This is a genomic window from Pseudomonas sp. RW409, assembly GCF_003184125.1.
GTDB classification, from domain to species: domain Bacteria; phylum Pseudomonadota; class Gammaproteobacteria; order Pseudomonadales; family Pseudomonadaceae; genus Aquipseudomonas; species Aquipseudomonas chlororaphis_I.
This window is the reverse complement of record NZ_QHHP01000004.1, coordinates 743,957-768,975: the sequence shown is the minus strand read 5'-3', so window position 1 is coordinate 768,975 and position 25,019 is coordinate 743,957. Positions and strand designations below refer to the sequence as shown.

The 25,019-nt window shown below is 63.0% G+C and carries 17 protein-coding genes; 13 read left to right on the top strand and 4 right to left on the bottom strand.

The window, feature by feature from the left end; all coding sequences use genetic code 11:
* Positions 1-124: 124 nt before the first annotated feature.
* From DK261_RS06065 to DK261_RS06055, 3 genes are all read right to left on the bottom strand, one after another.
* On the bottom strand, positions 125-850 hold the full coding sequence (locus DK261_RS06065) for an SPOR domain-containing protein (protein ID WP_016704441.1): 726 nt from the start codon (positions 848-850) through the stop codon (positions 125-127).
* Position 851: 1 nt separating this feature from the next.
* Positions 852-2,588: an arginine--tRNA ligase gene (argS, locus tag DK261_RS06060; protein WP_110175404.1), complete on the bottom strand. Its 1,737-nt coding sequence runs from the start codon at positions 2,586-2,588 to the stop codon at positions 852-854.
* 181 nt (positions 2,589-2,769) lie between these two features.
* The gene (locus DK261_RS06055) at positions 2,770-4,989 is read right to left on the bottom strand and encodes a primosomal protein N' (RefSeq protein ID WP_009046592.1); all 2,220 of its coding nucleotides are present in this window, start codon (positions 4,987-4,989) and stop codon (positions 2,770-2,772) included.
* Between the two features lie 169 nt (positions 4,990-5,158).
* On the opposite strand from DK261_RS06055, the gene rpmE reads away from it, so the two are divergent.
* The 3 genes from rpmE to DK261_RS06040 all read left to right on the top strand — a co-directional run bounded on the left by rpmE (position 5,159) and on the right by DK261_RS06040 (position 7,654).
* Complete coding sequence (rpmE, locus tag DK261_RS06050; RefSeq protein ID WP_009046593.1) at positions 5,159-5,377, top strand: 50S ribosomal protein L31; 219 nt, start codon at positions 5,159-5,161, stop codon at positions 5,375-5,377.
* 41 nt (positions 5,378-5,418) lie between these two features.
* Entirely contained in the window at positions 5,419-6,201 is a 783-nt protein-coding gene (locus DK261_RS06045) for a thermonuclease family protein (RefSeq protein WP_038630414.1), read from the top strand.
* Positions 6,202-6,385: 184 nt separating this feature from the next.
* Positions 6,386-7,654, top strand: coding sequence for a malic enzyme-like NAD(P)-binding protein (locus DK261_RS06040; RefSeq protein WP_009046595.1), 1,269 nt, complete (start codon positions 6,386-6,388; stop codon positions 7,652-7,654).
* A 127-nt stretch (positions 7,655-7,781) separates the two neighbouring features.
* Here DK261_RS06040 and DK261_RS06035 read toward each other — a convergent pair whose 3' ends face one another.
* Entirely contained in the window at positions 7,782-10,217 is a 2,436-nt protein-coding gene (locus tag DK261_RS06035; protein WP_164485464.1) for a penicillin-binding protein 1A, read from the bottom strand.
* A 216-nt stretch (positions 10,218-10,433) separates the two neighbouring features.
* Between DK261_RS06035 and DK261_RS06030 the strand changes: the two genes are divergently transcribed.
* From DK261_RS06030 to DK261_RS05980, 10 genes are all read left to right on the top strand, one after another.
* The gene (locus DK261_RS06030; protein WP_009046597.1) at positions 10,434-11,486 is read left to right on the top strand and encodes a pilus assembly protein PilM; all 1,053 of its coding nucleotides are present in this window, start codon (positions 10,434-10,436) and stop codon (positions 11,484-11,486) included.
* A complete protein-coding gene (locus tag DK261_RS06025; RefSeq protein WP_009046598.1) occupies positions 11,486-12,052 on the top strand; it encodes a PilN domain-containing protein in 567 nt (188 codons plus the stop codon). Before DK261_RS06030 ends, DK261_RS06025 begins: the two co-directional genes overlap by 1 nt.
* Complete coding sequence (locus DK261_RS06020) at positions 12,049-12,666, top strand: type 4a pilus biogenesis protein PilO (RefSeq protein WP_009046599.1); 618 nt, start codon at positions 12,049-12,051, stop codon at positions 12,664-12,666. The genes DK261_RS06025 and DK261_RS06020 overlap by 4 nt, the downstream gene beginning before the upstream one ends.
* Positions 12,663-13,190: a pilus assembly protein PilP gene (locus DK261_RS06015; protein ID WP_009046600.1), complete on the top strand. Its 528-nt coding sequence runs from the start codon at positions 12,663-12,665 to the stop codon at positions 13,188-13,190. Before DK261_RS06020 ends, DK261_RS06015 begins: the two co-directional genes overlap by 4 nt.
* A 13-nt stretch (positions 13,191-13,203) precedes the next feature.
* Positions 13,204-15,276 carry a type IV pilus secretin PilQ gene (pilQ, locus tag DK261_RS06010; RefSeq protein WP_110175403.1) on the top strand — a complete coding sequence of 691 codons (2,073 nt, stop codon included), beginning with the start codon at positions 13,204-13,206 and terminating at the stop codon, positions 15,274-15,276.
* Between the two features lie 4 nt (positions 15,277-15,280).
* Positions 15,281-15,799 (top strand): shikimate kinase AroK, encoded by a 519-nt coding sequence (gene aroK / locus DK261_RS06005; RefSeq protein WP_009041824.1) that lies wholly within the window; start codon positions 15,281-15,283, stop codon positions 15,797-15,799.
* A gap of 147 nt (positions 15,800-15,946) precedes the next feature.
* The gene (gene aroB / locus DK261_RS06000; RefSeq protein ID WP_110175402.1) at positions 15,947-17,047 is read left to right on the top strand and encodes a 3-dehydroquinate synthase; all 1,101 of its coding nucleotides are present in this window, start codon (positions 15,947-15,949) and stop codon (positions 17,045-17,047) included.
* Positions 17,048-17,057: 10 nt separating this feature from the next.
* A complete protein-coding gene (locus DK261_RS05995) occupies positions 17,058-18,647 on the top strand; it encodes an SPOR domain-containing protein (protein WP_016704448.1) in 1,590 nt (529 codons plus the stop codon).
* A 350-nt stretch (positions 18,648-18,997) separates the two neighbouring features.
* Positions 18,998-23,443, top strand: a complete 4,446-nt coding sequence (gene gltB, locus DK261_RS05985; protein ID WP_053268068.1) for a glutamate synthase large subunit — start codon at positions 18,998-19,000, stop codon at positions 23,441-23,443.
* Positions 23,444-23,567: 124 nt separating this feature from the next.
* Entirely contained in the window at positions 23,568-24,986 is a 1,419-nt protein-coding gene (locus tag DK261_RS05980) for an FAD-dependent oxidoreductase (protein WP_007925837.1), read from the top strand.
* The last annotated feature ends 33 nt before the right edge of the window (positions 24,987-25,019 follow it).

Genomic DNA, 25,019 nt, shown 5'->3' with positions numbered 1-25,019 from the left:
TGTGGGACGAGCGGTCTTTGCTGCTGGGGGAGGCGGTGTCAATGAGGGCGCCATCGCGAGCAAGCTCGCTCCTACAGGTTTGGCACAGGCCTTGTAGGAGCGAGCTTGCTCGCGATCAGCCGCTTTAGCGGCTCTGGCGCTGTTGTAACAGCAGGTTGCTGAAGCCGGCGCCAGACAGTTGCTTCTGCGCGGTGGTCAGCTGTTCGCGGTTGCTGAACGGGCCCACCAGTACGCGGTACCAGGTCTCGTCCTTGACGGTGCCGGACTCGACGGACACCGATTGCCCCAGCAGGATGATCTGCGCGCGGACCTTGTCGGCATCGGTCTGCTTGCGGAACGAACCGGCCTGCAGGAAGAACTTGGTCACCGGTGCGGCCTTCGCCACCTGTGGCTGTGCCACCGGTGGTGCGGGCGGCGGGGTGATGCCGGCCAAGGCGGCCTGGGCACGCGCGGTGTCGATCTTCGCCGCTTCCGCCGGGGTCACCGGGGTGGTCGGAACCACTGGCGCGGTCTGCGGCGTCGGCAGGGTTTTTTCCGGTACGGCTTCCGGTGGCACTATCACCTCCGATTCCGGCAGCAGGGTATAGAAGTCGTACTTCGGCTTCACCGGTTGCTGCGGGCTCGGCGGGGTCTTGTTGGCCTCGGCGATCTTGGTGGTTTTCTGTTGCTCCAGCCGCTCGCGCTTGACGCTGTCACCACCCTTGCCTGGCTCCAGCTTCATCAGGAACACGATGAAGGCGCCCACGGCCAGGCCGATGGCCATCCACAACCAGCCCGGGATCGGTTGCTTTGCAGGAGCTTGGTAACGGCTGGCGCCACGCTTGGGTGCAGGTTTTTTCTTGGCAGCCAACTTACATTTGCTCCAGAACTTTCAGGCCCAGCAACTCCAGACCTTGCTTGAGGGTACGACGGGTCAGCTCGGTGAGGCGCAAGCGACTCTGCATCTGCGTCGGCGATTCGGCACTGAGGATAGGGCAGTTCTCGTAGAAGCTGGAGAACAGCCCGGCCACGTCGTACAGGTAGGTGCACAGGATGTGCGGCGTACCCTTGTCGGCCACGCCGTTCAGCACTTCGCCGAACTGTGCCAGCTTGGCCGCCAGCTCCAGTTCCTGGGCGGCTTCCAGGTTGATCTGGCCCTGTACTTCGCTGAAGTCCTTGCCCAGCTTGCGGAACACGCCGGCGGCGCGGGTGTAGGCGTACAGCAGGTAAGGCGCGGTGTTGCCTTCGAAGTTCAGCATCAGGTCGAAGTTGAAGCTGTAGTCGCTGGTGCGGTGCTTGGACAGGTCGGCGTATTTCACCGAGTCGATGCCGACCACCTTGGCGATATTTCGCAGATCGGCCTCGGCCAGCTCCGGGTTCTTTTCCTTGACCAGGCTGTAGGCGCGCTCTTCGGCTTCGGTCAGCAGGTCGATCAGCTTCACGGTGCCACCGTCGCGGGTCTTGAATGGACGGCCGTCAGCGCCGTTCATGGTGCCGAAGCCCATGTGCTCCATTTCCATCGGGTGGGTCACGAAGCCGGCCTTGCGGGCCACCGCGAACACTTGCTGGAAGTGCAGGGCCTGGCGCTGGTCGACGAAGTACAGCGCGCGGTCGGCCTTGAGCTTGCCGCTGCGGTAGCGCACGGCCGCCAGGTCGGTGGTGGCGTACAGGTAGCCGCCGTCGGCCTTGACGATGATCACCGGCAGCGGCTCGCCTTCGGCGTTCTTGAACTCGTCGAGGAACACGCACTGGGCGCCGTTGCTCTCGACCAGCATGCCCTTGGCCTTGAGATCGTTGACCACGTTGATCAGGTCGTCGTTGTAGGCGCTTTCGCCCATCACGTCGGCCATGGTCAGTTTGACGTTCAGCAGTTCGTAGATCTTCTGGCAGTGGGACAGGGAGATGTCCTTGAACTTGGTCCACAGCTCCAGGCAGTCCGCGTCACCGGCCTGCAGCTTGACCACCAGGCCGCGGGCACGGTCGGCGAACTCTTCGGATTCGTCGAAGCGCTGCTTGGCGGCGCGGTAGAAGTTCTCCAGGTCCGACAGCTCATCGCTGGTGATCGGGTTTTCCTGCAGGTAGGCCATCAGCATGCCGAACTGGGTGCCCCAGTCGCCCACGTGGTTCTGGCGGATCACGGTATCGCCGAGGAACTCCAGGACCCGTGCCACGCCATCGCCAATGATGGTCGAGCGCAGGTGGCCGACGTGCATCTCCTTGGCCAGGTTCGGGGCCGACAGGTCGACCACGGTGCGTTGCAACGCGCCGGCCTTGCGCACGCCAAGGTGGGCGTCGGCCAGGGCGACGTCCAGGCGGGTAGCCAGGGCCTGGGTGTTCTGGAAAAAGTTGATGAAACCGGGGCCGGCGATCTCGGCCTTGCTGACCTGCTCGTCGGCGGGCAGGGCGGCGATGATCTTTTCCGCCAGGTCGCGTGGTTTCATGCCGGCCGGCTTGGCCAGCATCATGGCGATGTTGCTGGCGAAGTCGCCGTGGGTCTTGTCGCGGGAGTTTTCTACCTGGATCGCCGGCGTCAGGCCTTCTGGCAACACACCTTCGGTGACGAGTTGGGTGATGGCTTGCTGGATGAGCTGGCGAATGGTGTCTTTCATGGTCTTCTCTTTCAACCGCTGGCGCGGCGGCGCTTCGATGCGCAGGTGGAAAAACTGGGCATTATCCGTTGCGAAGACGGGCTTGCCAACTATAGCCGGCTGTGCGGTGGCTATTCGGGCCTTGTCGCGGGCAAGCCTCGCTCCTACAGAAGCGTACTGGCCCGAGATGGCGGTTTTTCTATCAATACAGGTCCACAGGGTCAACATCCAGCGACCAGCGTACCTGGCGCCCGCTGGGCATCTGTTCCAGGACCAGCAGCCAGTGACTCAGCAGTTTGTGCAGCGGCGCCCGGGCATTGGCCTGTAATAACAGTTGCGCGCGATAACGCCCGGCCCGGCGCTCCATGGGCGCCGGTACCGGCCCCAGCAGCTCGATGCCGCCCAGGTTCATCTCTGCCAGCAAACGCTCGGCCTCGCTGCAGGCTTCGTCGAGGAAGCCTTCGGCCTGCCCCGGCTTGTGCGCCTCGGCGCGCAGCAGCGCCAGATGGGCGAATGGTGGCAGGCCGGCGGCGCGGCGTTCGCTCAAGGCCTGTTCGGCAAAGGCGAAGTAACCCTGTTCGGTCAGTTGCACCAGCAGCGGGTGGTCGGCCAGGTGGGTCTGGATGATCACCTTGCCCGGCTCCTCGGCCCGGCCAGCCCGGCCGGCGACCTGGACGATCAACTGCGCCATGCGTTCGCTGGCGCGGAAGTCGCCGGAGAACAGGCCGCCGTCGGCATCGAGGATCGAGACCAGGGTCACCCGCGGAAAATGGTGCCCCTTGGCGAGCATCTGGGTGCCGACGAGGATGCAGGGCTGGCCCTTCTGGATAGTGGCGAACAACTGGTTCATCGCGTCCTTGCGCGAGGTGCTGTCGCGGTCGACCCGCAGGACCGGGTAGTCCGGGAACAGGATCGCCAGCCGCTCTTCGGCGCGCTCGGTGCCGGCGCCGACCGGGCGCAGGTCGACCTTGCCGCATTTCGGGCAATGCCGCGGCACGCGCTCGGAGTGGCCGCAATGGTGGCAGCGCAGCTCGCCGTAGCGCTGGTGTACGGTCATTCGCGCGTCGCAGCGTTCGCACTCGGACATCCAGCCGCAGTCGTGGCACAGCAGGGTCGGCGCGAAGCCGCGGCGATTGAGGAACACCAACACCTGCTGGCCTGCCGCCAGGGTCTGGCCGATGGCTTGTTGCATGGGGCCGGAAATGCCGCTGTCCAGCGGCCGGCTCTTCACGTCCAGGCGCAGGAAGCGCGGCTGCTTGGCGCCGCCAGCCCGCTCGTTCAGGCGCAACAGGCCATAGCGGCCGGTGTAGGCGTTGTGCAGGCTTTCCATCGATGGAGTGGCGGAGCCCAGCACAATAGGGATGTTTTCCTGGCGGGCGCGGACCAGGGCCAGATCGCGGGCGTGGTAGCGCAGGCCTTCCTGCTGTTTATAGGAGCCGTCGTGCTCTTCATCGATGATGATCAGCCCGGGGTTCTTCATCGGCGTGAACAGCGCCGAGCGGGTGCCGATAATAATGTCGGCCTCGCCGTCGCGGGCCGCCAGCCAGGCGTCCAGGCGCTCGCGGTCGTTGACCGCCGAGTGCAGCAGGGCGATGCGCGCGTTGAAGCGTTGCTCGAAGCGCGCCAGGGTCTGTGGCCCGAGGTTGATTTCCGGGATCAGCACCAGCGCCTGCTTGCCGGCTTCCAGGGTTTCGCGGATCAGCTGCAGATAGACTTCGGTCTTGCCGCTGCCGGTGACCCCGGCCAGCAGGAAGGCGTGATAGCTGTCGAAACCGGAGCGGATGGCCTCACAGGCAGCGCGCTGTTCGCTGTTGAGCGGCAGTTCCGGCTGGGCCAGCCAATGTTCGTGGCGTTCGCCCGGGGCGTGCCGGCGGACTTCCACCTGCACCAGGTCCTTGGCCAGCAACAGGTCCAGGCTGTCCTTGCTCAGCATCAGCTTGCTCAGCAATTGGTGGGCGACGCCGTGCGGGTGCTGGGCCAGCGTTGCCAGGGCTTCGCGCTGGCGCGGGGCGCGGGCGATGCGTGGGTCGTCGAGGCTGGCGCCGGGGCTGACCGACCAGAAGCGCTCCTGCCGGGCCTCTGCCGGCTCGCCCTGGCGCAGCAGGACCGGCAGCGCCCAGCTCAGGGTGTCGCCGAGGCTGTGCTGGTAATACTGCGCGGTCCACAGGCACAGCTTGAACAGCGCGGGCGGCAGCGGTGGGGTGGCGTCCAGCAGGGCCAAGGCCGGCTTGAGTTTCTCGGCGGGGACTTCGCTACTGTCCGTGACCTCGACCAGGATGCCGATCATCTCCCGGCGACCGAACGGCACTCGCAGGCGCATGCCGGGATGCAACTGCGTACGCAGTACGCCGGCAGGGGCCCGGTAATCGAACAGGCGGCGCAGGGGCGAAGGCAGGGCGAGGCGCAAAATGGCGTCGGGCACGCGGGGAAATCTCAGTGAACGGGCGGTGAAGAAGGCCCGGAGCCTAGCAGACGGTCGGTGCGAGGGACAGCTTGCGTGATCGCAAAGGTCTGGTAGAATCCGCGGCCTAATTACGTGCGGTATTCAACAATAGTGTTGGGTGGCGGCACGCTAGCCTGAGGAAGACACCATGAAAGCCGATATCCATCCAGAATACCCAGCAGTTGCCGTGACCTGCAGCTGCGGCAACAAGTTCGAAACTCGTTCGACCTACGCTAAGCCGCTGGCGATCGACGTTTGCAACGAGTGCCACCCGTTCTACACCGGTAAGCAGAAGACTCTGGATACCGGCGGCCGCGTTCAGAAGTTCGCCGACCGTTTCGGCGCTTTCGGCGCGAAAAAGGCCTAAGGCTGATCGGTCTGGAAAGCTGTTTCAGCTTTTCCTCGCTGATGAAAAAGGCGTCCCTTGCGGGCGCCTTTTTTATGTCCGCGATTTGGCTCTCCAGCGCCCAGGCGTTCTGCCCGGCGCCGGTTGGGTTGGCCTCCGTGCAGGTCCAGCGGGTGGTCGATGGCGACACCTTGCGCCTCACCGATGGGCGCAGCGTGCGCATGATCGGCCTCAATGCGCCGGAGCTGGGCAAAAAAGGCCGCACCGACGAGCCCTTCGCGGTTGCCGCCCGCCAGCGCCTGCAGGCGTTGGTGAAGGCCAGCAACGGCCGGGTCGGCCTGCTTCCCGGTCGGGAAAGCAAAGATCACTATGGGCGGACCCTGGCCCATGTCTATGGCACCGATGGCGCCAACCTTGAAGCGCAATTGCTTGCCGAAGGCCTGGGATACCAGGTGGCGGTAGCGCCGAACGTCGATTTGTTCGGCTGCCAGCAAGCCGCCGAGCGCAGTGCTCGCCAGTCCCGGCTGGGGCTGTGGCGGCAATCGTCTGTACTGAAAGCGGATCAGATAAAGGCCCCCGGTTTTGCGCTGCTCAGTGGCCGGGTGAGCAAGGTGCAACGCAATCGGGGCGGCATCTGGATCGAATTGCAGGATTCGGTTGTATTGCGCATTGCACCCAATCTGCTTGGCCAATTCGATGTCGCGCAGTTGGATCGCCTGCCGGGACAGCGGATCGAGGCGCGCGGCTGGGTGCTTGACCGTTCGCGCAAGGGTGGCTTGAAATCGGGTCAGGCGCGCTGGATGTTGCCGCTGACCCATCCCGGAATGTTCCAGCTGGTTCAATAAATAAAAAATTGTAGACATTTTTTATTTCGATTGTGAACAGTCTATCCCTTGTGTTCCGTGGCTCTTGGCCCAAAGTCGTAGCCTGCGGGCCTTGACAGGGGTGACTGACCAGTCTTGTAGGGACTTTGCGACACGCGTATCCTCGGCGGTCCGTCTGTCCAACAGTAAAAAGCGGAATGCCCACATGTCTGATCTGAAAACTGCCGCTCTCGAATATCACGCCAATCCCCGTCCAGGGAAACTGAGTGTCGAGCTCACCAAGGCCACCGCTACCGCCCGCGACCTGTCGCTGGCCTACAGCCCCGGCGTAGCCGAACCAGTACGCGAAATCGCCCGCGACCCTGAACTGGCCTACAAATACACCGGCAAGGGCAACCTGGTTGCAGTCATTTCCGATGGCACCGCGATTCTCGGCCTGGGTAACCTCGGCCCACTGGCTTCCAAGCCGGTGATGGAAGGCAAGGGCGTGCTGTTCAAGCGCTTCGCCGGCATCGACGTATTCGACATCGAAGTCGACTCCGAAAGCCCGCAAGCCTTCATCGACACCGTCAAGCGCATCTCCATCACCTTCGGTGGCATCAACCTGGAAGACATCAAGGCGCCAGAGTGCTTCGAGATCGAGCGCGCCCTGATCGAGCAGTGCGACATTCCGGTATTCCACGATGACCAGCACGGCACCGCTATCGTGACCGCGGCCGGCATGATCAACGCCCTGGAAATCGCTGGCAAAACCCTGCCGGACGCGAAGATCGTCTGCCTGGGCGCCGGTGCCGCCGCCATCTCCTGCATGAAGCTGCTGGTGAGCATGGGCGCCCAGATCGAAAACATCTTCATGGTCGACCGTACCGGCGTGATCCACTCCGAGCGCGACGACCTGAACCAGTACAAGGCGGTCTTCGCCCACACGACCGACAAGCGCACCCTGGCTGACGCCCTGAAAGGTGCCGACGTGTTCGTTGGCCTGTCCGGCCCGAACCTGCTGAGCGCCGAAGGCCTGAGCTCCATGGCTGCCAACCCGATCGTGTTTGCCTGCTCGAACCCTGATCCGGAAATCGCCCCGGAGCTGGCGCACGCCACCCGCAGCGACGTGATCATGGCCACTGGTCGTTCGGACTACCCGAACCAGGTCAACAACGTGCTGGGCTTCCCGTTCATCTTCCGCGGTGCCCTGGACGTTCGCGCCAAGCGCATCAACGAAGAAATGAAAGTGGCCGCGGCCAACGCCCTGCGCGAACTGGCCAAGCTGCCGGTGCCTCAGGAAGTGTGCGACGCCTACGGCGGCATCAAGCTGGAATTCGGTCGTGAGTACATCATTCCGAAGCCAATGGATGCCCGCCTGATCACCGTGATCTCCGACGCCGTGGCCAAGGCCGCGATCGAGACCGGCGTGGCGACCCTGCCGTATCCGAAGAACTACCCGCTGAAAAGCGTGGATGACGTGTTCAACGGTTAATAGCAGTCCATAAAAAACCCGGCCTTCGAGCCGGGTTTTTTTATGGGGAAGTTTCAAGCCTCAAGCTGCAAGAGGAGGCAGTGTCGCTCCTCCTTGCAGCTTGAAGCTCGCAGCTTGTAGCTGCTCTTTAGAACAGATCGATCGGCGCCGACTCGTCCGCCGGCAGCGGGCTGCCAGGGGCGTAGCCATTGCCCAGTTCGTTGACCGAAGGCGGTGTGTCTTCGCTCTTGAACAGTTCGAAGTAGGCGTTCGGCGTGCCCGGTGTCGCAGCGCGGCCGCTGACCGGATCGACCCGCAGGCTGAGAATGCCTTCCGGCTCGGCCTGGGTATGGGCCGGCTTGTCCTTGAGGGCGGCGCCCATGTAGTTCATCCAGATCGGCAGGGCCACGGTGCCGCCGTATTCGCGGCGGCCCAGGCTTTCCGGCTGGTCGAAACCGGTCCAGACCGTGGTCACGTAGTCGGCGTTGTAGCCGGAGAACCAGGCGTCCTTGGATTCGTTGGTGGTCCCGGTCTTGCCGGCCAGGTCGGTGCGGCCCAGGGCCAGGGCGCGTCGCCCGGTGCCGAGCTTGATCACGTCTTCCAGCATGCTGTTGAGGATGTAGGTGGTACGCCCGTCGATGATGCGTTCGGCCACCGCCGGCGCCTGTACAGGAGCCTGGCTCGGGGTTTCGCCCGGGACGTTGTTCACCGTGAAGCTCTGTTCTGTCGGTGCCGCGATCCCGCTGCTGGCCGTGTCGCCAGTCGGTACGCTCGGCGGGTTGGCGGTGAACAGGGTTTCGCCATTACGGCTTTCGATCTTGTCGATGATGTACGGCGTGACCTTGTAGCCGCCGTTGGCGAACACGCTCCAGCCGGTGGCGATTTCCATCGGGGTCAGGGTCGCGGTGCCCAGGGCCAGCGACAGGTTGCGCGGCAGGTCCTGTTTGTTGAAGCCGAACTTGCTGATGTAGTCGATGGTGCGGTCCACGCCCAGGCTTTGCAGGAGGCGGATCGAAACCAGGTTGCGCGACTTGTACAGCGCCTCGCGCATGCGGATCGGGCCGAGGAAGGTGTTGGTGTCGTTTTTCGGACGCCAGACCTTGTCCAGGTACTCGTCGACAAAGACGATCGGTGCATCGTTCACCAGACTGGCGGCGGTGTAGCCATTGTCCAGCGCGGCGCTATAGACGAACGGCTTGAAGCTGGAACCGGGTTGGCGCTTGGCCTGCAGTGCCCGGTTGTAGTTGCTCTGCTCGAAGGCGAAACCGCCCACCAGCGAGCGAATGGCGCCGTTTTGCGGGTCGAGGGACACCAGCGCGCCCTGAACGACCGGGATCTGGCGGAACTTGAGCGAGTTGTCCGCCTGGCGCTGCACGCGAATCAGGTCGCCGACCTGGGCGACATCGCTCGGCTGCTTGGGCGCTGGGCCCATGCTGTTGGTGTTCAGGAACGGACGCGCCCATTTCATGCTGTCCCAGCCCACGTGCTCTTCGCCGGTGCGGGTCAGTACCTGCAGGCCGTTCTTGTCGACCTGGGTGACGATCGCCGGCTCCAGGCCGCTGATGCTGCGTTGCTTGGTCAGTTCCTGAGCCCAGGCGGCGTGGGTCTTGCCGGGCAGGCGCGATTCGGGGCCGCGATAGCCATGGCGCTGGTCGTAGGTGATCAGGCCTTCATGGACGGCGGTGTTGGCCAGTTCCTGCAGGTCGCTCGGTACCGTGGTGGTGACGCGGAAGCCTTCGGTGTAGGCGTCGCTGCCATAACGACCGACCATCTCGGCGCGGGCCATCTCGGCGACGTACGGTGCGTTCACTTCCGGCGTCGGTACGTGGTAGCTGGCGTTCAGCGGCTCGGCCACGGCGGCCTGGTAATCGGCCTCGCTGATCTTGCCGAGCTTGTACATGCGCCCCAGGATCCAGTCGCGGCGCTCCTTGCTGCGCGCCGGGTTGGCCAGCGGGTTGAAGCGCGACGGTGCCTTGGGCAGGCCGGCGATCATGGCCATCTGCGCCAGGCTGACATCGCGAATCGACTTGCCGTAGTACACCTGCGCGGCGGCTTCGATGCCGTAGGCGCGGTTACCCAGGTAGATCTTGTTGACGTACAGCTCGAGGATCTCGTCCTTGGTCAGTTGGCGCTCGATTTGCAGGGCCAGGAGGATCTCGGTGGTCTTGCGCGAGAAGCTGCGTTCGCTGCTCAGGAAGAAGTTCTTCGCCACCTGCATGGTGATGGTGCTGCCGCCGGACTGGATGTGCCCGCTCTTGATCAGTTGGGTCGCGGCGCGCATCAGGCTGCTGGGATCGACGCCGTAGTGGTTGGCGAAATTGTCGTCTTCAGCACTTAGTAACGCATTAATGAAGTTGGGGGGAATGTCGGCGAAACGGATCGGAGTGCGGCGCATTTCACCGAATTCTGCGATCAACTTGCCGTCGCTGCTGTACACCCGCAGGGGAATCTGCAACTGGATACTTCTGAGCGCCTCTACCGACGGTAACCCAGGACTAAGATAGAGAAACGCGCCGGAGAGAGCGAGGAGCAGCCCGCAGAACACAGCGACGATGGACCACCCGAAAAACTTCAGCAGACGAATCAAGGCTTTTGGATTTCCAGAGAAAGGAATGAATTAGGCGTCAGGTATTCACAGTCAGGAATCGGCTCACGCAGCAGATAAATCGCGGAAAAATCGCTGGGCATTATAAGCATTTTTCCGTAGAGGGCGTCATTTGCCCGTCTGTCAAGACGGGGTGATTGAACGCAATGGACATTCCAGAGTCCGTAAGTCACGGATAGTCATAGGGAATTGGTAGTGCTAGGACTCTTCAGTAAAAAGGCGAGTTCCCTTCTGGGGATCGATATCAGCTCCACCTCGGTCAAGCTTCTTGAGTTGAGCCGGGTCGGCGGCCGTTTTCGGGTCGAGGCCTATGGGGTGGAGCCGTTGCCGGCCAACGCCGTGGTCGAAAAAAACATCGTCGAGCCCGAAGGGGTGGGGCATGCCTTGTCTCGCCTGCTGGCCAGGGCCCGGCCGGGAGCGAAGCACGCGGCGCTGGCGATGGCCGGCTCGGCGGTGATCAGCAAGGTTATCGAGATGGAGGCCGGGCTTTGCGATGACGATCGGGAGAGCCAGCTCAAGGTCGACGCCGACCAGTACATCCCCTATCCGCTGGATGAGGCCGCCATCGATTTCGACGTCCTCGGCTATTCGGCGCGCAATCCCGAACGCGTCGATGTGCTGTTGGCGGCTTGTCGCAAGGAACACATCGAAGTTCGCGAGGCGGCGCTGGAGCTCGCCGGGCTGACGGCGCGGGTGGTGGACCTGGAGGTCTGCGCGCTGGAGCGCTCGTTCGCCCTGGCGGCCGGGGCGTCGGTTGCCCGGACTGTGGCGCTGGTCGATATCGGAGCCACCCTGACCGCCCTGAGCGTTGTGCATGAAGGGCAGATCATCTATTCCCGCGAGCAGTTGTTTGGTGGGCACCAACTGACCGAGCACATCCAGCGTCGTTACGGGCTGTCGAAAGAAGAGGCCAGCCTGGCGAAAAAGCAGGGCGGCCTGCCGGACGATTACGCCAGTGAGGTGCTGCAACCCTTTCAGGAGGCGGTGGTGCAGCAGGTTTCGCGCTCGTTGCAGTTTTTCCAGGCCTCCGGCCCGCAGCGCCAGGTCGACTCTATCCTGTTGGCGGGCGGCAGCGCCTCGGTTCCGGGACTTGCGCCGTTGATCGAGCAGCGCCTGGGCTTGCCTGTGCTGATCGCCAACCCCTTCGCTGGCATGAGCATCGGCGGCAAGGTCGACGCCGCGGCCCTGGCCAGCGAGGCTCCATCCTTGATGATCGCCTGTGGGCTGGCCTTGCGGAGTTTCGACTGATGGCGCGGATCAATCTTCTTCCCTGGCGCGAGGCGCGGCGTGAACAACGGCGTCGCCACTTTCTCCTGGGCCTGGCAGCGGCTGCGGCGGTGGCCCTGGGTGCGCTGTTCGCGGGCGACAGGATCATCGACCGGGCGATCGACAGGCAGCTGGCGCGCAACAATCATGTAGGCGCTCAAATAACCTTGCTCGATCAGCGGATCGCCAAGATCGGCGAGCTGAAGCTGCATCGCGAGCAGTTGGTGGAACGGATGAAGATCATCCAGGACCTGCAAGGCAATCGCTCCACCAGCGCGCGGGTATTCGACCAGTTGGCCCGCACCCTGCCGGACGGGGTGTATTTCACCGATGTCAGGATGAGCGGGCAGACCCTCTCCATCACCGGGGCGGCCGAATCGAACCATCGTGTTTCGGACCTGATGCGCAATCTGGACGCCTCCGACTGGTTCGACGCGCCGAGCCTGACGGAGGTCAAGGCCGCCGGGGCGGACAACGCCGACCAGGCCAATGTGTTTCAACTGACCGTCCATCAGACCCGGCCCGCCATGGGCGAGGGTGGGCAATGAGCCTTTCCGGCGGGTGGGCGCAGATGCGCCGGATCGATCTCGGCGAGCTGGACATGAGCAACATGGGGGGCTGGCCCGCGCTGGTCAAAGGCGTGGTCTCGGCGCTGGTCATGCTGCTGGTGCTGGCCCTTGGTTACAACCTGTACCTCAAGGATCTGTTGCTGCAACTCGACCAGCGCCGGGCGGACGAGGCCGTGCTGAAACAGCAGTTCGCCAGCAAGGCGCGCCTGGTGGCCAACCTGGGGCCTTACACCGAACAGATGAAGGCCATGGAAACCGCCTTTGACCTCATGCTGCGCCAGCTTCCCAGCGATACCGAAGTGCCGGGGCTGTTGGAAGATATCAGTCGCACCGGGCTTGGCAGCGGGCTGGAGTTCGAAGAGATCAAGCTGTTGCCTGAGGTGGTCCAGCCGTTCTACGTCGAATTGCCGATCCAGATCACGGTCACCGGTGGGTACCACGAACTGGCAACTTTCGTCAGCGGCGTGGCCGGCTTGCCGCGAATCGTCACCCTGCATGATTTCGAGATCAAACCGGTCACGCCGGAAGTCGGCTCGAAGCTGCGCATGAACATTCTGGCCAGGACTTACCGCTACAAGGTGCCCCGTCCATGAAGCGCGTTCGCGGCTTGTTGCTCGTGCTGGCATTTGTCGGGCTGGCCGGTTGTGGCGGCAATGACGACTTCAGCGATCTGGATGCCTACATGAACGAGGTGCGGCTACGGCCGCCCGGTGAGATTGAACCAATGCCGGCATTCGGGTCTTACCCAACGTTCACCTACAACGCTGCACCCTTGCGCAGCCCGTTTCAGCCTGCGGTTCGGGTGGACCTGGCGGCACGCCGGGCGGGCTCGCCCGCGGTCAGGCCGGATCCGAGCCGCAGCAAGCAGTATCTCGAGGGCTTCAGCATCGAGCAGTTCGAGATGGTGGGCACCCTTTCCAATGCCTCTGGCGTCTTTGCGTTGTTGCGCGGTGCCGGTGGTGTGCATCGGCTGAAGGTCGGCGACTACCTGGGGCGTAACGATGGGCGGATTGTCGCGATCAGCGATTCACAGGTCGACGTGGTCGAGATTGTTCCCGATGGAGCGGGAGCGTGGCTGGAGCGACCACGGACCATTCCATTAAAAGAACACTCATAGTGGAACTCGCATCATGAACAGGATCTTTTCAGCCTTCGGTATTGCGCTATGGATGGCGCTGCTTTCACCGATGGCCATGGCGGCCAGCCTCAAGGCCCTGGATGTCGCGGCGCTGCCGGGGGATCGCCTGGAGTTGAAACTCACCTTCGATGGACCGGTGCCCGAGCCGCGGGGTTATACCACCGACCAGCCGGCGCGGATCGCCCTCGATCTGCCGGGTGTCGTCAGCCAGCTGGCGAACAAGAGCCGCGATCTGGGCAATGGCAATGCGCGCAGCGTGACGGTGGTCGAATCGGGGCCGCGTACCCGGGTGGTGGTCAATCTGGTCGCGCTGGCGCCCTACAGCACTCGAGTCGCCGGCAATCAGCTGTTTGTGGTGATCGGCCAGGGGGCGACGGTGGCGCAGAGTGCACCGGGGCAGCCGGCTGTCGCGTCCGGGCGGGCCAAGGCCACGGCTTCGGCGGGGCGGTCGATTCGCAGTGTGGATTTCCAGCGCGGCGAGCAGGGTGAAGGCAATGTACTGATCGACCTCTCCGACTCGGGAATGAGCCCGGATATCCAGGAACGCGACGGCAAGCTCGTCCTTACCTTCGCCAAGGCCCGTCTGCCAGAACCCCTGCGGGTCAGGCTGGACGTCAAGGACTTCGCCACTCCCGTGCAATTCGTCAGCGCCCGGGCGGAGTCCGGCAAGGCCATCGTCACCATCGAGCCCGGCGGCACCTTCGATTACTCGACCTACCAGACGGACAACAAACTCACGGTAAGTGTCAGGCCGATGACTTCGGGCGATCTGCAGAAACGCAACGCCGAGCGCTCAGCCTATAACGGCGAAAAGCTCTCGCTGAACTTCCAGGACATCGAGGTCCGCTCGGTGCTGCAACTGATCGCCGACTTCACCAACCTCAATCTGGTGGCCAGCGATACGGTGCAGGGCGGCATTACCTTGCGCCTGCAAAATGTGCCGTGGGACCAGGCTCTCGATCTGGTGCTCAAGACCAAGGGGCTGGACAAGCGCAAGGTGGGCAATGTGTTGCTGGTGGCGCCAGCCGATGAAATCGCGGCCCGCGAACGCCAGGAGCTGGAGTCGCAGAAGCAGATCGCCGATCTCGAGCCGCTGCGGCGTGAACTGCTGCAGGTCAACTATGCCAAGGCGGCGGAGATCGCCAAGCTGTTCCAGTCGGTCACCCGCGCTGAGGACAAGTCTGACGAGCGTGGTTCGATCACGGTCGATGAGCGGACCAACAACATCATTGCCTACCAGACCCGGGAGCGCCTGGACGAGCTGCGGCGGATTGTCAGCCAGCTGGATATCCCGGTGCGCCAGGTGATGATCGAGGCGCGGATCGTCGAGGCCAACGTCGACTACGACAAAAGCCTGGGCGTGCGCTGGGGTGGCTCGATCCAGAACCAGGGCAACTGGAATGCCTCGGGGGTCAGCAACGGCACCAACGGCTCTTCCACCATTGGTACGCCGGGCAGCACCAGCAGCAATTCACCGTTCGTCGACCTGGGCACCACCGCCAATACCTCCGGCCTGGGTATCGCCTTCATCACCGACAACGTGTTGCTGGACCTTGAGCTGACAGCCATGGAAAAAACCGGTAACGGCGAAATCGTCTCCCAGCCCAAGGTGGTCACCTCCGACAAGGAGACGGCGAAGATCCTCAAGGGTACGGAAATCCCCTATCAGGAAGCCGCCTCCAGCGGGGCGACTTCGGTGTCGTTCAAGGAGGCTTCGCTGTCCCTGGAGGTGACGCCGCAGATCACCCCGGATAACCGCATCATCATGGAGGTCAAGGTCACCAAGGACGAGCCGGACTACCTGAACAAGGTCCAGGACGTGCCGCCGATCAAGAAGAACGAGGTCAACGCCAAGGTCCTGATCAACGACGGAGAAACCATCGTCATCGGTGGGGTTTTCTCCAATACGCAAAGCAAGGTTGTAGATAAGGTGCCATTTCTAGGCGATGTGCCGTATCTTGGCCGCCTTTTCAGGCGTGACGTGGTGTCGGAGAAAAAATCCGAGCTGCTGGTATTTCTCACTCCGCGTATCATGAACAACCAGGCGATTGCTGTGAGTCGTTGATTCTGTGCGAAATTTGATTCTTGTTGGGCCAATGGGGGCTGGCAAAAGCACCATTGGTCGCTTGCTGGCCAAAGAGCTGCGCCTGCCATTCAAAGATTCCGATAAGGAAATTGAGTTGCGCACGGGCGCCAATATCCCGTGGATCTTCGATAAGGAAGGCGAGCCGGGCTTTCGTGATCGGGAACAGGCCATGATCGCCGAGCTGTGCTCCGCCGATGGCGTGGTCCTGGCGACCGGCGGCGGCGCGGTGATGCGTGAAGCCAATCGCCTGGCGCTGCATGCCGGGGGGCGTGTGGTCTATCTGCATGCCTCGGTGGAGCAGCAGGTCGGTCGTACCGCCCGGGATCGCAATCGACCGCTGCTGCGCACGGCCGATCCGGCGAAGACCCTGCGGGACCTGTTGGCGATTCGCGATCCGCTTTATCGGGAAATCGCCGACCTGGTGGTTGAAACCGATGAACGGCCACCGCGCATGGTGGTGCTGGACATACTGGACCGCCTGCAGCAACTGCCTCCCCGTTAATGCGCAGCGTGAAATGCGCTATCCTCGGCGCCTTGCCATGATCGCTTGCGGTTGTGGCGCATGGCTATTGCGCGGCGTCAGAAAACCAGGTGATGCCCGTCGTTAATGTAAGGCAGGACACCAGCTTCCATTTCACTGTGGGGACACATGCAGACACTTAAGGTCGATCTAGGCGAGCGCAGCTACCCGATTCATATTGGCGAAGGTTTGTTGGACCGGCCCGAGTTGCTGGCTCCGCACATCGCCGGGCGGCAAGTGGCGATCGTTTCCAATGAAACCGTAGCGCCGCTGTACCTTGAGCGTCTGAAACGCAGCCTTGCGCAGTTCTCGGTGATCTCCGTGGTTCTGCCCGACGGCGAAGCATTCAAGAACTGGGAAACCCTGCAGCTTATTTTCGATGGCCTGCTGACCGCACGGCACGACCGCCGCACCACGATCATCGCCCTCGGCGGCGGGGTGATCGGCGACATGGCCGGCTTTGCCGCTGCCTGCTACCAGCGCGGCGTCGATTTCATCCAGATTCCTACCACCTTGCTGTCCCAGGTCGATTCGTCGGTGGGCGGCAAGACCGGTATCAACCATCCGCTGGGCAAGAACATGGTCGGCGCCTTCTATCAGCCGAACGTGGTGCTGATCGATACCACCTCGCTCAATACCCTGCCGGCCCGCGAACTGTCGGCTGGCCTGGCGGAAGTCATCAAGTACGGTCTGATCTGCGACGAGCCCTTCCTGACCTGGCTCGAAGACAACGTCGACCGCTTGCGAGCCCTGGACCAGCAGGCGCTGACCTATGCCATCGAACGCTCCTGCGCGGCCAAGGCGGCCGTGGTCGGTGCCGACGAGCGTGAGTCCGGCGTGCGCGCCACGCTGAACCTGGGGCATACCTTCGGCCACGCCATCGAAACCCACATGGGCTATGGTGTCTGGCTGCATGGTGAAGCGGTCGCTGCTGGCACCGTAATGGCGCTGGAGATGTCCGCACGCCTCGGCTGGATCACCGCCGAGGAGCGTGACCGCGGTATTCGCCTGTTCCAGCGCGCGGGCTTGCCGGTCATTCCGCCGGAGGAAATGACCGAAGCGGATTTTCTCGAACACATGGCAATTGACAAGAAAGTGATCGATGGTCGTTTGCGTCTGGTGCTGTTGCGCCGCATGGGCGAAGCCGTAGTGACCGACGATTATCCGAAAGAGGTTTTACAGGCCACGCTGGGAGCGGATTACCGCGCCCTGGCTCAGCTTAAAGGTTAATAAGATCCCCATGACTAGTTTGCATGCCGACGAGGCTTTCCTCGGCCACTATCAGTTGAGCCATGACCCTTTTGCTCCACGGGTGCCTGGCTTCAAGTTTTTCCCCGCCCAGCGCAAGCCGGTGCTGGGGCAGTTGCACCATCTGGCGCGCTACAGCCAACTGCTGCTGGTGGTGACCGGCCCGCAGGGCAGCGGCAAGACGCTGCTGCGTCAGGCGCTGGTCGCCAGCACCAACAAGCAATCGGTACAGAGCGTGGTGGTTTCCGCCCGTGGTGCCGGCGACGCGGCAGGCGTGCTGCGCCAGGTGGCCCAGGCGCTGAACGTCGAACAGGCCGAGATCGGCCCGATCCTGGCGCAAGTGGTGCAGCTGGCGCTGACCGGCCAGGAAGTCTATCTGCTGGTGGATGACGCCGAGCAGCTCGACGAGTCGGCGCTCGAGGCGCTGCTGGCGCTCGCCGCCGGCGCGCCGGAAGGACGTCCGCATGTGTTCCTGTTCGGCGAGTCGTCGCTGATTGCCGGCCTGGAGCTGCTGAGCGCGGAAGAAGAGCGCTTCCATGTCATCGAACTGCAGCCCTACACCGAAGAAGAAACCCGTGAATACCTGGCGCAGCGTCTCGAAGGCGCAGGGCGCGGTATCGAACTTTTCTCCGCGGATCAGATCAGTGATATTCACGAAGGCTCCGATGGCTGGCCTGGCAACATCAACCAGGTCGCCCGGGATGCAATGATCGAAGCCATGATTGCCAGCCGCTCAGCGGTCAAGCGTCCAAGTATGGGGTTCAATATGCCGAAGAAACACGTATTGGCGATATCTGCAGTCGTAGTGGTAGCCGTTGCCGCTGCCTGGCTGATGCCGGGTCGCAGCAAGGCACCAAGCACTGCTGGTGCGCCAGCCAACGAACAGGCGCAGCTGCCGCTGGGCCAGACACCGCAACCGAACAGCAATGGCAGCCCGGCTGTCGAGTTCAACGGCTCTTCCCAGCCCATGCCGCTGCCATTGGTCGGCCAGTCGCAACCGGTGATGCGCGGTCCTCTGGCCGAAGCCGCAGGCGGGATCACCGAGGGTGACGATGGCGTGCCGGTGGAAGGCTCCAGCGCCACGCCACCGACCGTGACCACCATTGCACCGCCAGCCGGCGTGCCGGCCGGTCCGGCGCCGACGCCTGAAGTTCGTCCGACCCCGGCGCCAACCCAGGTCGCTGCCGCCAAGCCGGCTCCGGTGGTCAAGCCTGCTCCTGCTCCAGTCAGCAAACCGGCCGCACCGGCCGCCAAGCCAGCCGAGAAGCCTGTCACCGTGGCCAAGGCCGCTACTGGCGGTAGCTGGTACGCCGGCCAGGCGCCAGGCAACTACGTCGTGCAGATCCTTGGCACCAGTTCCGAAGCCACCGCGCAGAACTTCGTCAAGGAACAGGGCGCCCAGTACCGTTATTTCAAGAAAGTCCTCAACGGCAAACCGCTGTATGTGATCACTTACGGCAGCTTCAGCAGCCGTGATGCAGCCGTTACCGCTATCAAGGCCTTGCCAGCGAAGGTTCAGGCTGGTAAACCTTGGCCTCGCACTGTCGCCAGCGTCCAACAGGAACTGGCAGCAACTCGCTGAAGATTCGGCGGCCTTACCCAGGCCGCCTCTCCCAGCACCTCAAAAAAATCCGCATGCGCATGCTGCCTTCAAGGCCGCGTGCCTTGTGGTGTCTGCGTCACAGTAGCTTTTGAGTCGTCGCGGTCCGAACTAAAAAAGTTTTGACTAGCACAGCATATCGCTTTAAACCTTTCATAAATGCGACATAGATTTGCGACATTTCGTCGCCAAATTTGTGAGCGTCTGTGTCGGTGTGTACAATGACCTCCCTTTTGCCCCCGCAAAGCCGGCGTACGTTCGGCGTGGATGGTAACTGGTTGAATTGAAAAGAAATTTGTCTCGATAAGAGGCAGCCTGGTGAGAAAGTGTCTATGAAAGCAGGTCTGTACCAACCAGATGAATTCAAGGATAACTGCGGTTTCGGCCTGATAGCCCATATGCAGGGCGAACCCAGTCATACCCTTTTGCAAACGGCCATCGAGGCCCTGACCTGCATGACCCACCGCGGTGGGATCAACGCGGACGGCAAGACCGGCGACGGTTGCGGTCTGCTGATTCAGAAGCCTGACGCGTTCCTGCGAGCCATTGCCCAGGAAACCTTCAGTGTCGAATTGCCCAAGCAATATGCCGTGGGCATGGTCTTCTTCAACCAGGATCCGGCCAAGGCCGAAGCCGCTCGCGAGAACATGAACCGCGAGATCCTGGCCGAAGGCCTGCAACTGATCGGCTGGCGCAAAGTGCCGATCGATACCAGCGTTCTCGGCCGCCTGGCCCTGGAGCGCCTGCCGCAGATCGAACAGATCTACATCGGCGGTGAAGGCCTGAGCGACCAGGACATGGCGGTCAAGTTGTTCAGCGCCCGTCGTCGCTCGTCGGTGGCCAACGCCGCCGATACCGACCACTACATCTGCAGCTTTTCCCACAAGACCATCATCTATAAAGGCCTGATGATGCCGGCCGACCTGGCCGCCTTCTATCCGGACCTGGGTGACCCGCGCCTGCAAACCGCGATCTGCGTGTTCCACCAGCGCTTCTCCACCAACACCCTGCCGAAATGGCCGCTGGCGCAGCCGTTCCGCTTCCTCGCCCACAACGGCGAGATCAACACCATCACCGGCAACCGCAACTGGGCCCAGGCCCGGCGCACCAAGTTCACCAATGACCTGATGGATCTGGAAGAGCTCGGCCCGCTGGTCAACCGCGTGGGTTCCGACTCCTCGAGCATGGACAACATGCTGGAGCTGATGGTCACCGGTGGCATCGACCTGTTCCGTGGCGTGCGGATGATCATTCCGCCAGCGTGGCAGAACGTCGAGACCATGGACGCCGACCTGCGCGCGTTCTACGAATACAACTCCATGCACATGGAACCGTGGGACGGTCCCGCGGGCGTGGTCATGACCGACGGCCGCTACGCCGTCTGCCTGCTCGACCGTAACGGCCTGCGCCCGGCGCGCTGGGTCACCACCAAGAACGGTTTCATCACCCTGGCTTCGGAAATCGGCGTCTGGAACTACCAGCCCGAAGACGTGATCGCCAAGGGCCGGGTCGGCCCGGGCCAGATCTTCGCCGTGGACACCGAAACCGGGCAGATCCTCGACACCGACGCCATCGACAACCGCCTGAAGTCCCGTCATCCGTACAAGCAATGGCTGCGCAAGAATGCCCTGCGCATCCAGGCGACCATGGAAGACAATGACCACGGTTCGGCGTTCTACGACGTCGACCAGCTCAAGCAGTACATGAAGATGTACCAGGTCACCTTCGAGGAGCGTGATCAGGTGCTGCGTCCTCTGGGCGAGCAAGGCTACGAGGCGGTCGGCTCCATGGGCGACGACACGCCGATGGCCGTGCTGTCCCAGCGTGTGCGCACGCCGTACGACTACTTCCGCCAGCAGTTCGCCCAAGTCACCAACCCGCCGATCGACCCGCTGCGCGAAGCCATCGTCATGTCGCTGGAGATCTGCCTCGGTGCCGAGCGCAACATCTTCCAGGAATCGCCTGAGCACGCTTCCCGCGTGATCCTCAGCTCGCCAGTGATCTCGCCCGCCAAGTGGCGCTCGCTGATGAACCTCGACCGTCCGGGCTTCGAGCGTCAGGTCATCGACCTGAACTACGAGGAAAGCCTCGGCCTGGAAGCAGCGATCCGCAACGTGGCCGACCAGGCCGAAGAAGCCGTGCGCGCCGGTCGCACCCAGATCGTGCTCAGCGACCGCCATATCGCCCCGGGCAAGTTGCCGATCCACGCTTCCCTGGCCACCGGCGCGGTGCACCACCGCCTGACCGAGAAGGGCCTGCGCTGCGACTCCAACATCCTGGTGGAAACCGCCACCGCGCGCGATCCGCATCACTTCGCGGTGCTGATCGGTTTCGGTGCCTCGGCGGTCTATCCGTTCCTGGCCTACGAAGTGCTGGGCGACCTGATCCGTACCGGTGAAGTGCTGGGCGACCTCTACGAGGTGTTCAAGAACTACCGCAAGGGCATCACCAAGGGCCTGCTGAAGATCCTGTCGAAGATGGGCATCTCGACCATCGCGTCCTACCGCGGTGCGCAGCTGTTCGAGGCCATCGGCCTGTCCGAGGAAGTCTGCGAGCTGAGCTTCCGTGGCGTGCCGAGCCGCATCAAGGGCGCGCGTTTCGTCGACATCGAAGCCGAGCAGAAAGCCCTGGCAGCCGAAGCCTGGAGCCCGCGCAAGCCGATCCAGCAAGGCGGCCTGCTGAAGTTCGTCCACGGTGGCGAATACCACGCCTACAACCCGGACGTGGTCAATACCCTGCAAGCCGCCGTGCAGCAGGGCGACTACGCCAAGTTCAAGGAATACACCGCGCTGGTGGATAACCGCCCGGTGTCGATGATCCGCGACCTGTTCAAGGTGAAGACCCTGGACACGCCGATGGACATCAGCGAAGTCGAGCCGCTGGAATCGATCCTCAAGCGTTTCGACTCCGCCGGTATTTCCCTGGGCGCGTTGTCGCCGGAAGCCCACGAAGCCCTGGCCGAAGCCATGAACCGCCTGGGCGCGCGTTCCAACTCCGGCGAAGGTGGCGAAGACCCGGCGCGCTACGGCACCATCAAGAGCTCGAAGATCAAGCAGGTGGCCACCGGCCGTTTCGGTGTGACCCCGGAATACCTGGTCAACGCCGAAGTGCTGCAGATCAAGGTGGCCCAGGGCGCGAAGCCCGGTGAAGGCGGCCAGCTGCCTGGCGGCAAGGTCAACGGCCTGATCGCCAAGCTGCGTTACGCGGTGCCGGGCGTGACCCTGATTTCGCCACCGCCGCACCACGACATCTACTCCATCGAAGACTTGTCGCAGCTGATCTTCGACCTGAAACAGGTCAATCCGCAGGCGCTGGTCTCGGTGAAACTGGTGGCGGAGGCCGGCGTCGGCACTATCGCCGCTGGCGTGGCCAAGGCCTATGCCGACCTGATCACCATCTCCGGCTACGACGGTGGCACCGGCGCCTCGCCGCTGACTTCGATCAAGTACGCCGGTGCGCCGTGGGAACTGGGCCTGGCGGAAACCCACCAGACCCTGCGCGGCAACGACTTGCGCGGCAAGGTCCGGGTGCAGACCGACGGTGGCCTGAAAACCGGCCTTGACGTGATCAAGGCGGCAATCCTCGGCGCCGAAAGCTTCGGCTTCGGCACCGCGCCGATGATCGCCCTGGGTTGCAAGTACCTGCGTATCTGCCACCTGAACAACTGCGCCACTGGTGTCGCGACTCAGAATGAGAAGCTGCGCAAGGACCACTACATCGGTACTGTCGAGATGGTGGTGAACTTCTTCACCTACGTCGCCGAGGAAACCCGTGAGTGGCTGGCCAAGCTGGGCGTGCGCTCGCTGGAAGAGCTGATCGGTCGCACCGATCTCTTGGAAATCCTCGAAGGCCAGACCGCCAAGCAGCACCACCTGGACCTGACCCCGCTGCTGGGCAGCGACCATATCCCGGCGGACAAGCCGCAGTTCTGCCAGGTCGATCGCAACCCGCCGTTCGACCAGGGCCTGCTGGCCGAGAAAATGGTCGCCATGGCCAAGCCTGCGATCAACGACCTCAGCGGTGCCGAGTTCGCGCTCGACATCTGCAACTGCGACCGTTCCATCGGTGCGCGGATCTCCGGTGAAATCGCCAAGGTCCACGGCAACCAGGGCATGGCCAAGGCGCCGATCACCTTCCGCTTCAAGGGCACTGCTGGTCAGAGCTTCGGCGTGTGGAACGCCGGCGGCCTGAACCTCTACCTCGAAGGCGACGCCAACGACTACGTGGGCAAGGGCATGACCGGCGGCAAACTGGTGATCGTTCCGCCGAAAGGCAGCGCCTACAAGACTCAGGACAGCGCGATTATCGGCAACACCTGCCTGTACGGCGCCACCGGCGGCAAGCTGTTCGCCGCCGGCACCGCGGGCGAGCGTTTCGCCGTGCGCAACTCCGGTGCCCACACCGTGGTGGAAGGCACTGGCGATCACTGCTGCGAATACATGACCGGTGGTTTCGTCTGCGTGCTGGGCAAGACCGGTTACAACTTCGGCTCAGGCATGACCGGCGGTTTCGCCTACGTGCTCGACCAGGACAACACCTTCGTTGACCGGGTCAACCACGAGCTGGTGGAAATCCAGCGGATCAGCGGCGAAGCGATGGAAGCCTATCGCAGCCACCTGCAGCGCGTGCTGGACGAATACGTCGAGGAAACCGGTAGCGAGTGGGGCCGTAACCTGGCCGAGAACCTCGATGACTACCTGCGTCGTTTCTGGCTAGTCAAACCTAAGGCGGCGAGCTTGAAATCTCTGCTTTCCAGTACTCGTGCGAATCCGCAATAACGACGCAGCTGCAAGCGGCAAGCTTCAAGCCGCAAGTTAACGGCAGTGCGCGATATGCCTGCACACGTGATTGTCTTGCAGCTTGAAGCTTGTAGCTTCGAGCTGCTGTTAAGAGGTTTTGATAATGGCTGAACGTCTGAATAATGACTTCCAGTTCATCGAGGTCGGGCGCAAGGATCCGAAGAAGAAACTGTTGCGTCAACGCAAGAAAGAGTTCGTGGAGATCTACGAACCCTTCAAACCCCAGCAGTCGGCCGACCAGGCCCACCGCTGCCTGGGTTGCGGTAACCCGTACTGCGAATGGAAGTGCCCGGTGCACAACTTCATTCCCAACTGGCTCAAGCTGGTGGCCGAGGGCAACATCCTCGCCGCTGCCGAGCTGTCGCACCAGACCAACACCCTGCCGGAAGTCTGCGGCCGGGTGTGCCCGCAGGACCGTTTGTGCGAGGGTGCCTGCACTCTCAACGACGGCTTCGGCGCGGTGACCATTGGTTCGGTGGAGAAGTACATCACCGACACCGCCTTCGCCATGGGCTGGCGTCCGGACATGTCCAAGGTCAAGCCGACCGGCAAGCGTGTCGCGGTGATCGGCGCAGGCCCGGCGGGCCTGGGCTGTGCCGACGTGCTGGTACGCGGCGGCGTGACCCCGGTGGTGTTCGACAAGAACCCGGAAATCGGCGGCCTGCTGACCTTCGGTATCCCCGAGTTCAAGCTGGAAAAGACCGTGCTGAGCAATCGTCGCGAAGTCTTCAGCGGCATGGGCATCGAGTTCCGCCTCAACACCGAGGTGGGCAAGGACGTGACCATGGAGCAACTGCTCGAAGAATACGATGCCGTGTTCATGGGCATGGGCACCTACACCTACATGAAGGGCGGCTTTGCCGGTGAGGACCTGCCGGGCGTGCACGATGCGCTGGATTTTCTGATCGCCAACGTCAACCGCAACCTGGGCTTTGAAAAGTCGCCGGAAGATTTCGTCGACATGAAGGGCAAGAAGGTCGTGGTCCTCGGTGGTGGCGACACGGCGATGGACTGCAACCGCACGTCGATCCGCCAGGGCGCCAAGGCGGTGACCTGTGCCTATCGTCGCGACGAAGCGAACATGCCGGGCTCGCGCAAAGAGGTGAAGAACGCCAAGGAAGAAGGCGTGAAGTTCCTCTACAACCGCCAGCCGATCGCCATTGTCGGCGAAGACAAGGTCGAAGGCGTGAAGGTGGTCGAGACCCGTCTCGGCGAGCCGGACGCCCGTGGCCGTCGCAGCCCCGAGCCGATCCCGGGTTCCGAAGAGGTCATCCCGGCCGACGCCGTGGTCATCGCTTTCGGTTTCCGCCCGAGCCCGGCGCCGTGGTTCGAGCAGTTCAGCATCCAGACCGACAGCCAGGGCCGCGTCGTGGCGCCGGAGCAGGGCCAGTACAAGCACCAGACCAGCAACCCGAAGATCTTCGCCGGTGGCGACATGGTGCGCGGTTCCGACCTGGTGGTGACGGCGATCTTCGAAGGCCGTAACGCCGCCGAAGGCATCCTCGACTACCTGGGCGTCTGACAACGCCAGCGACAAGCTTCAAGCTATTAGCTG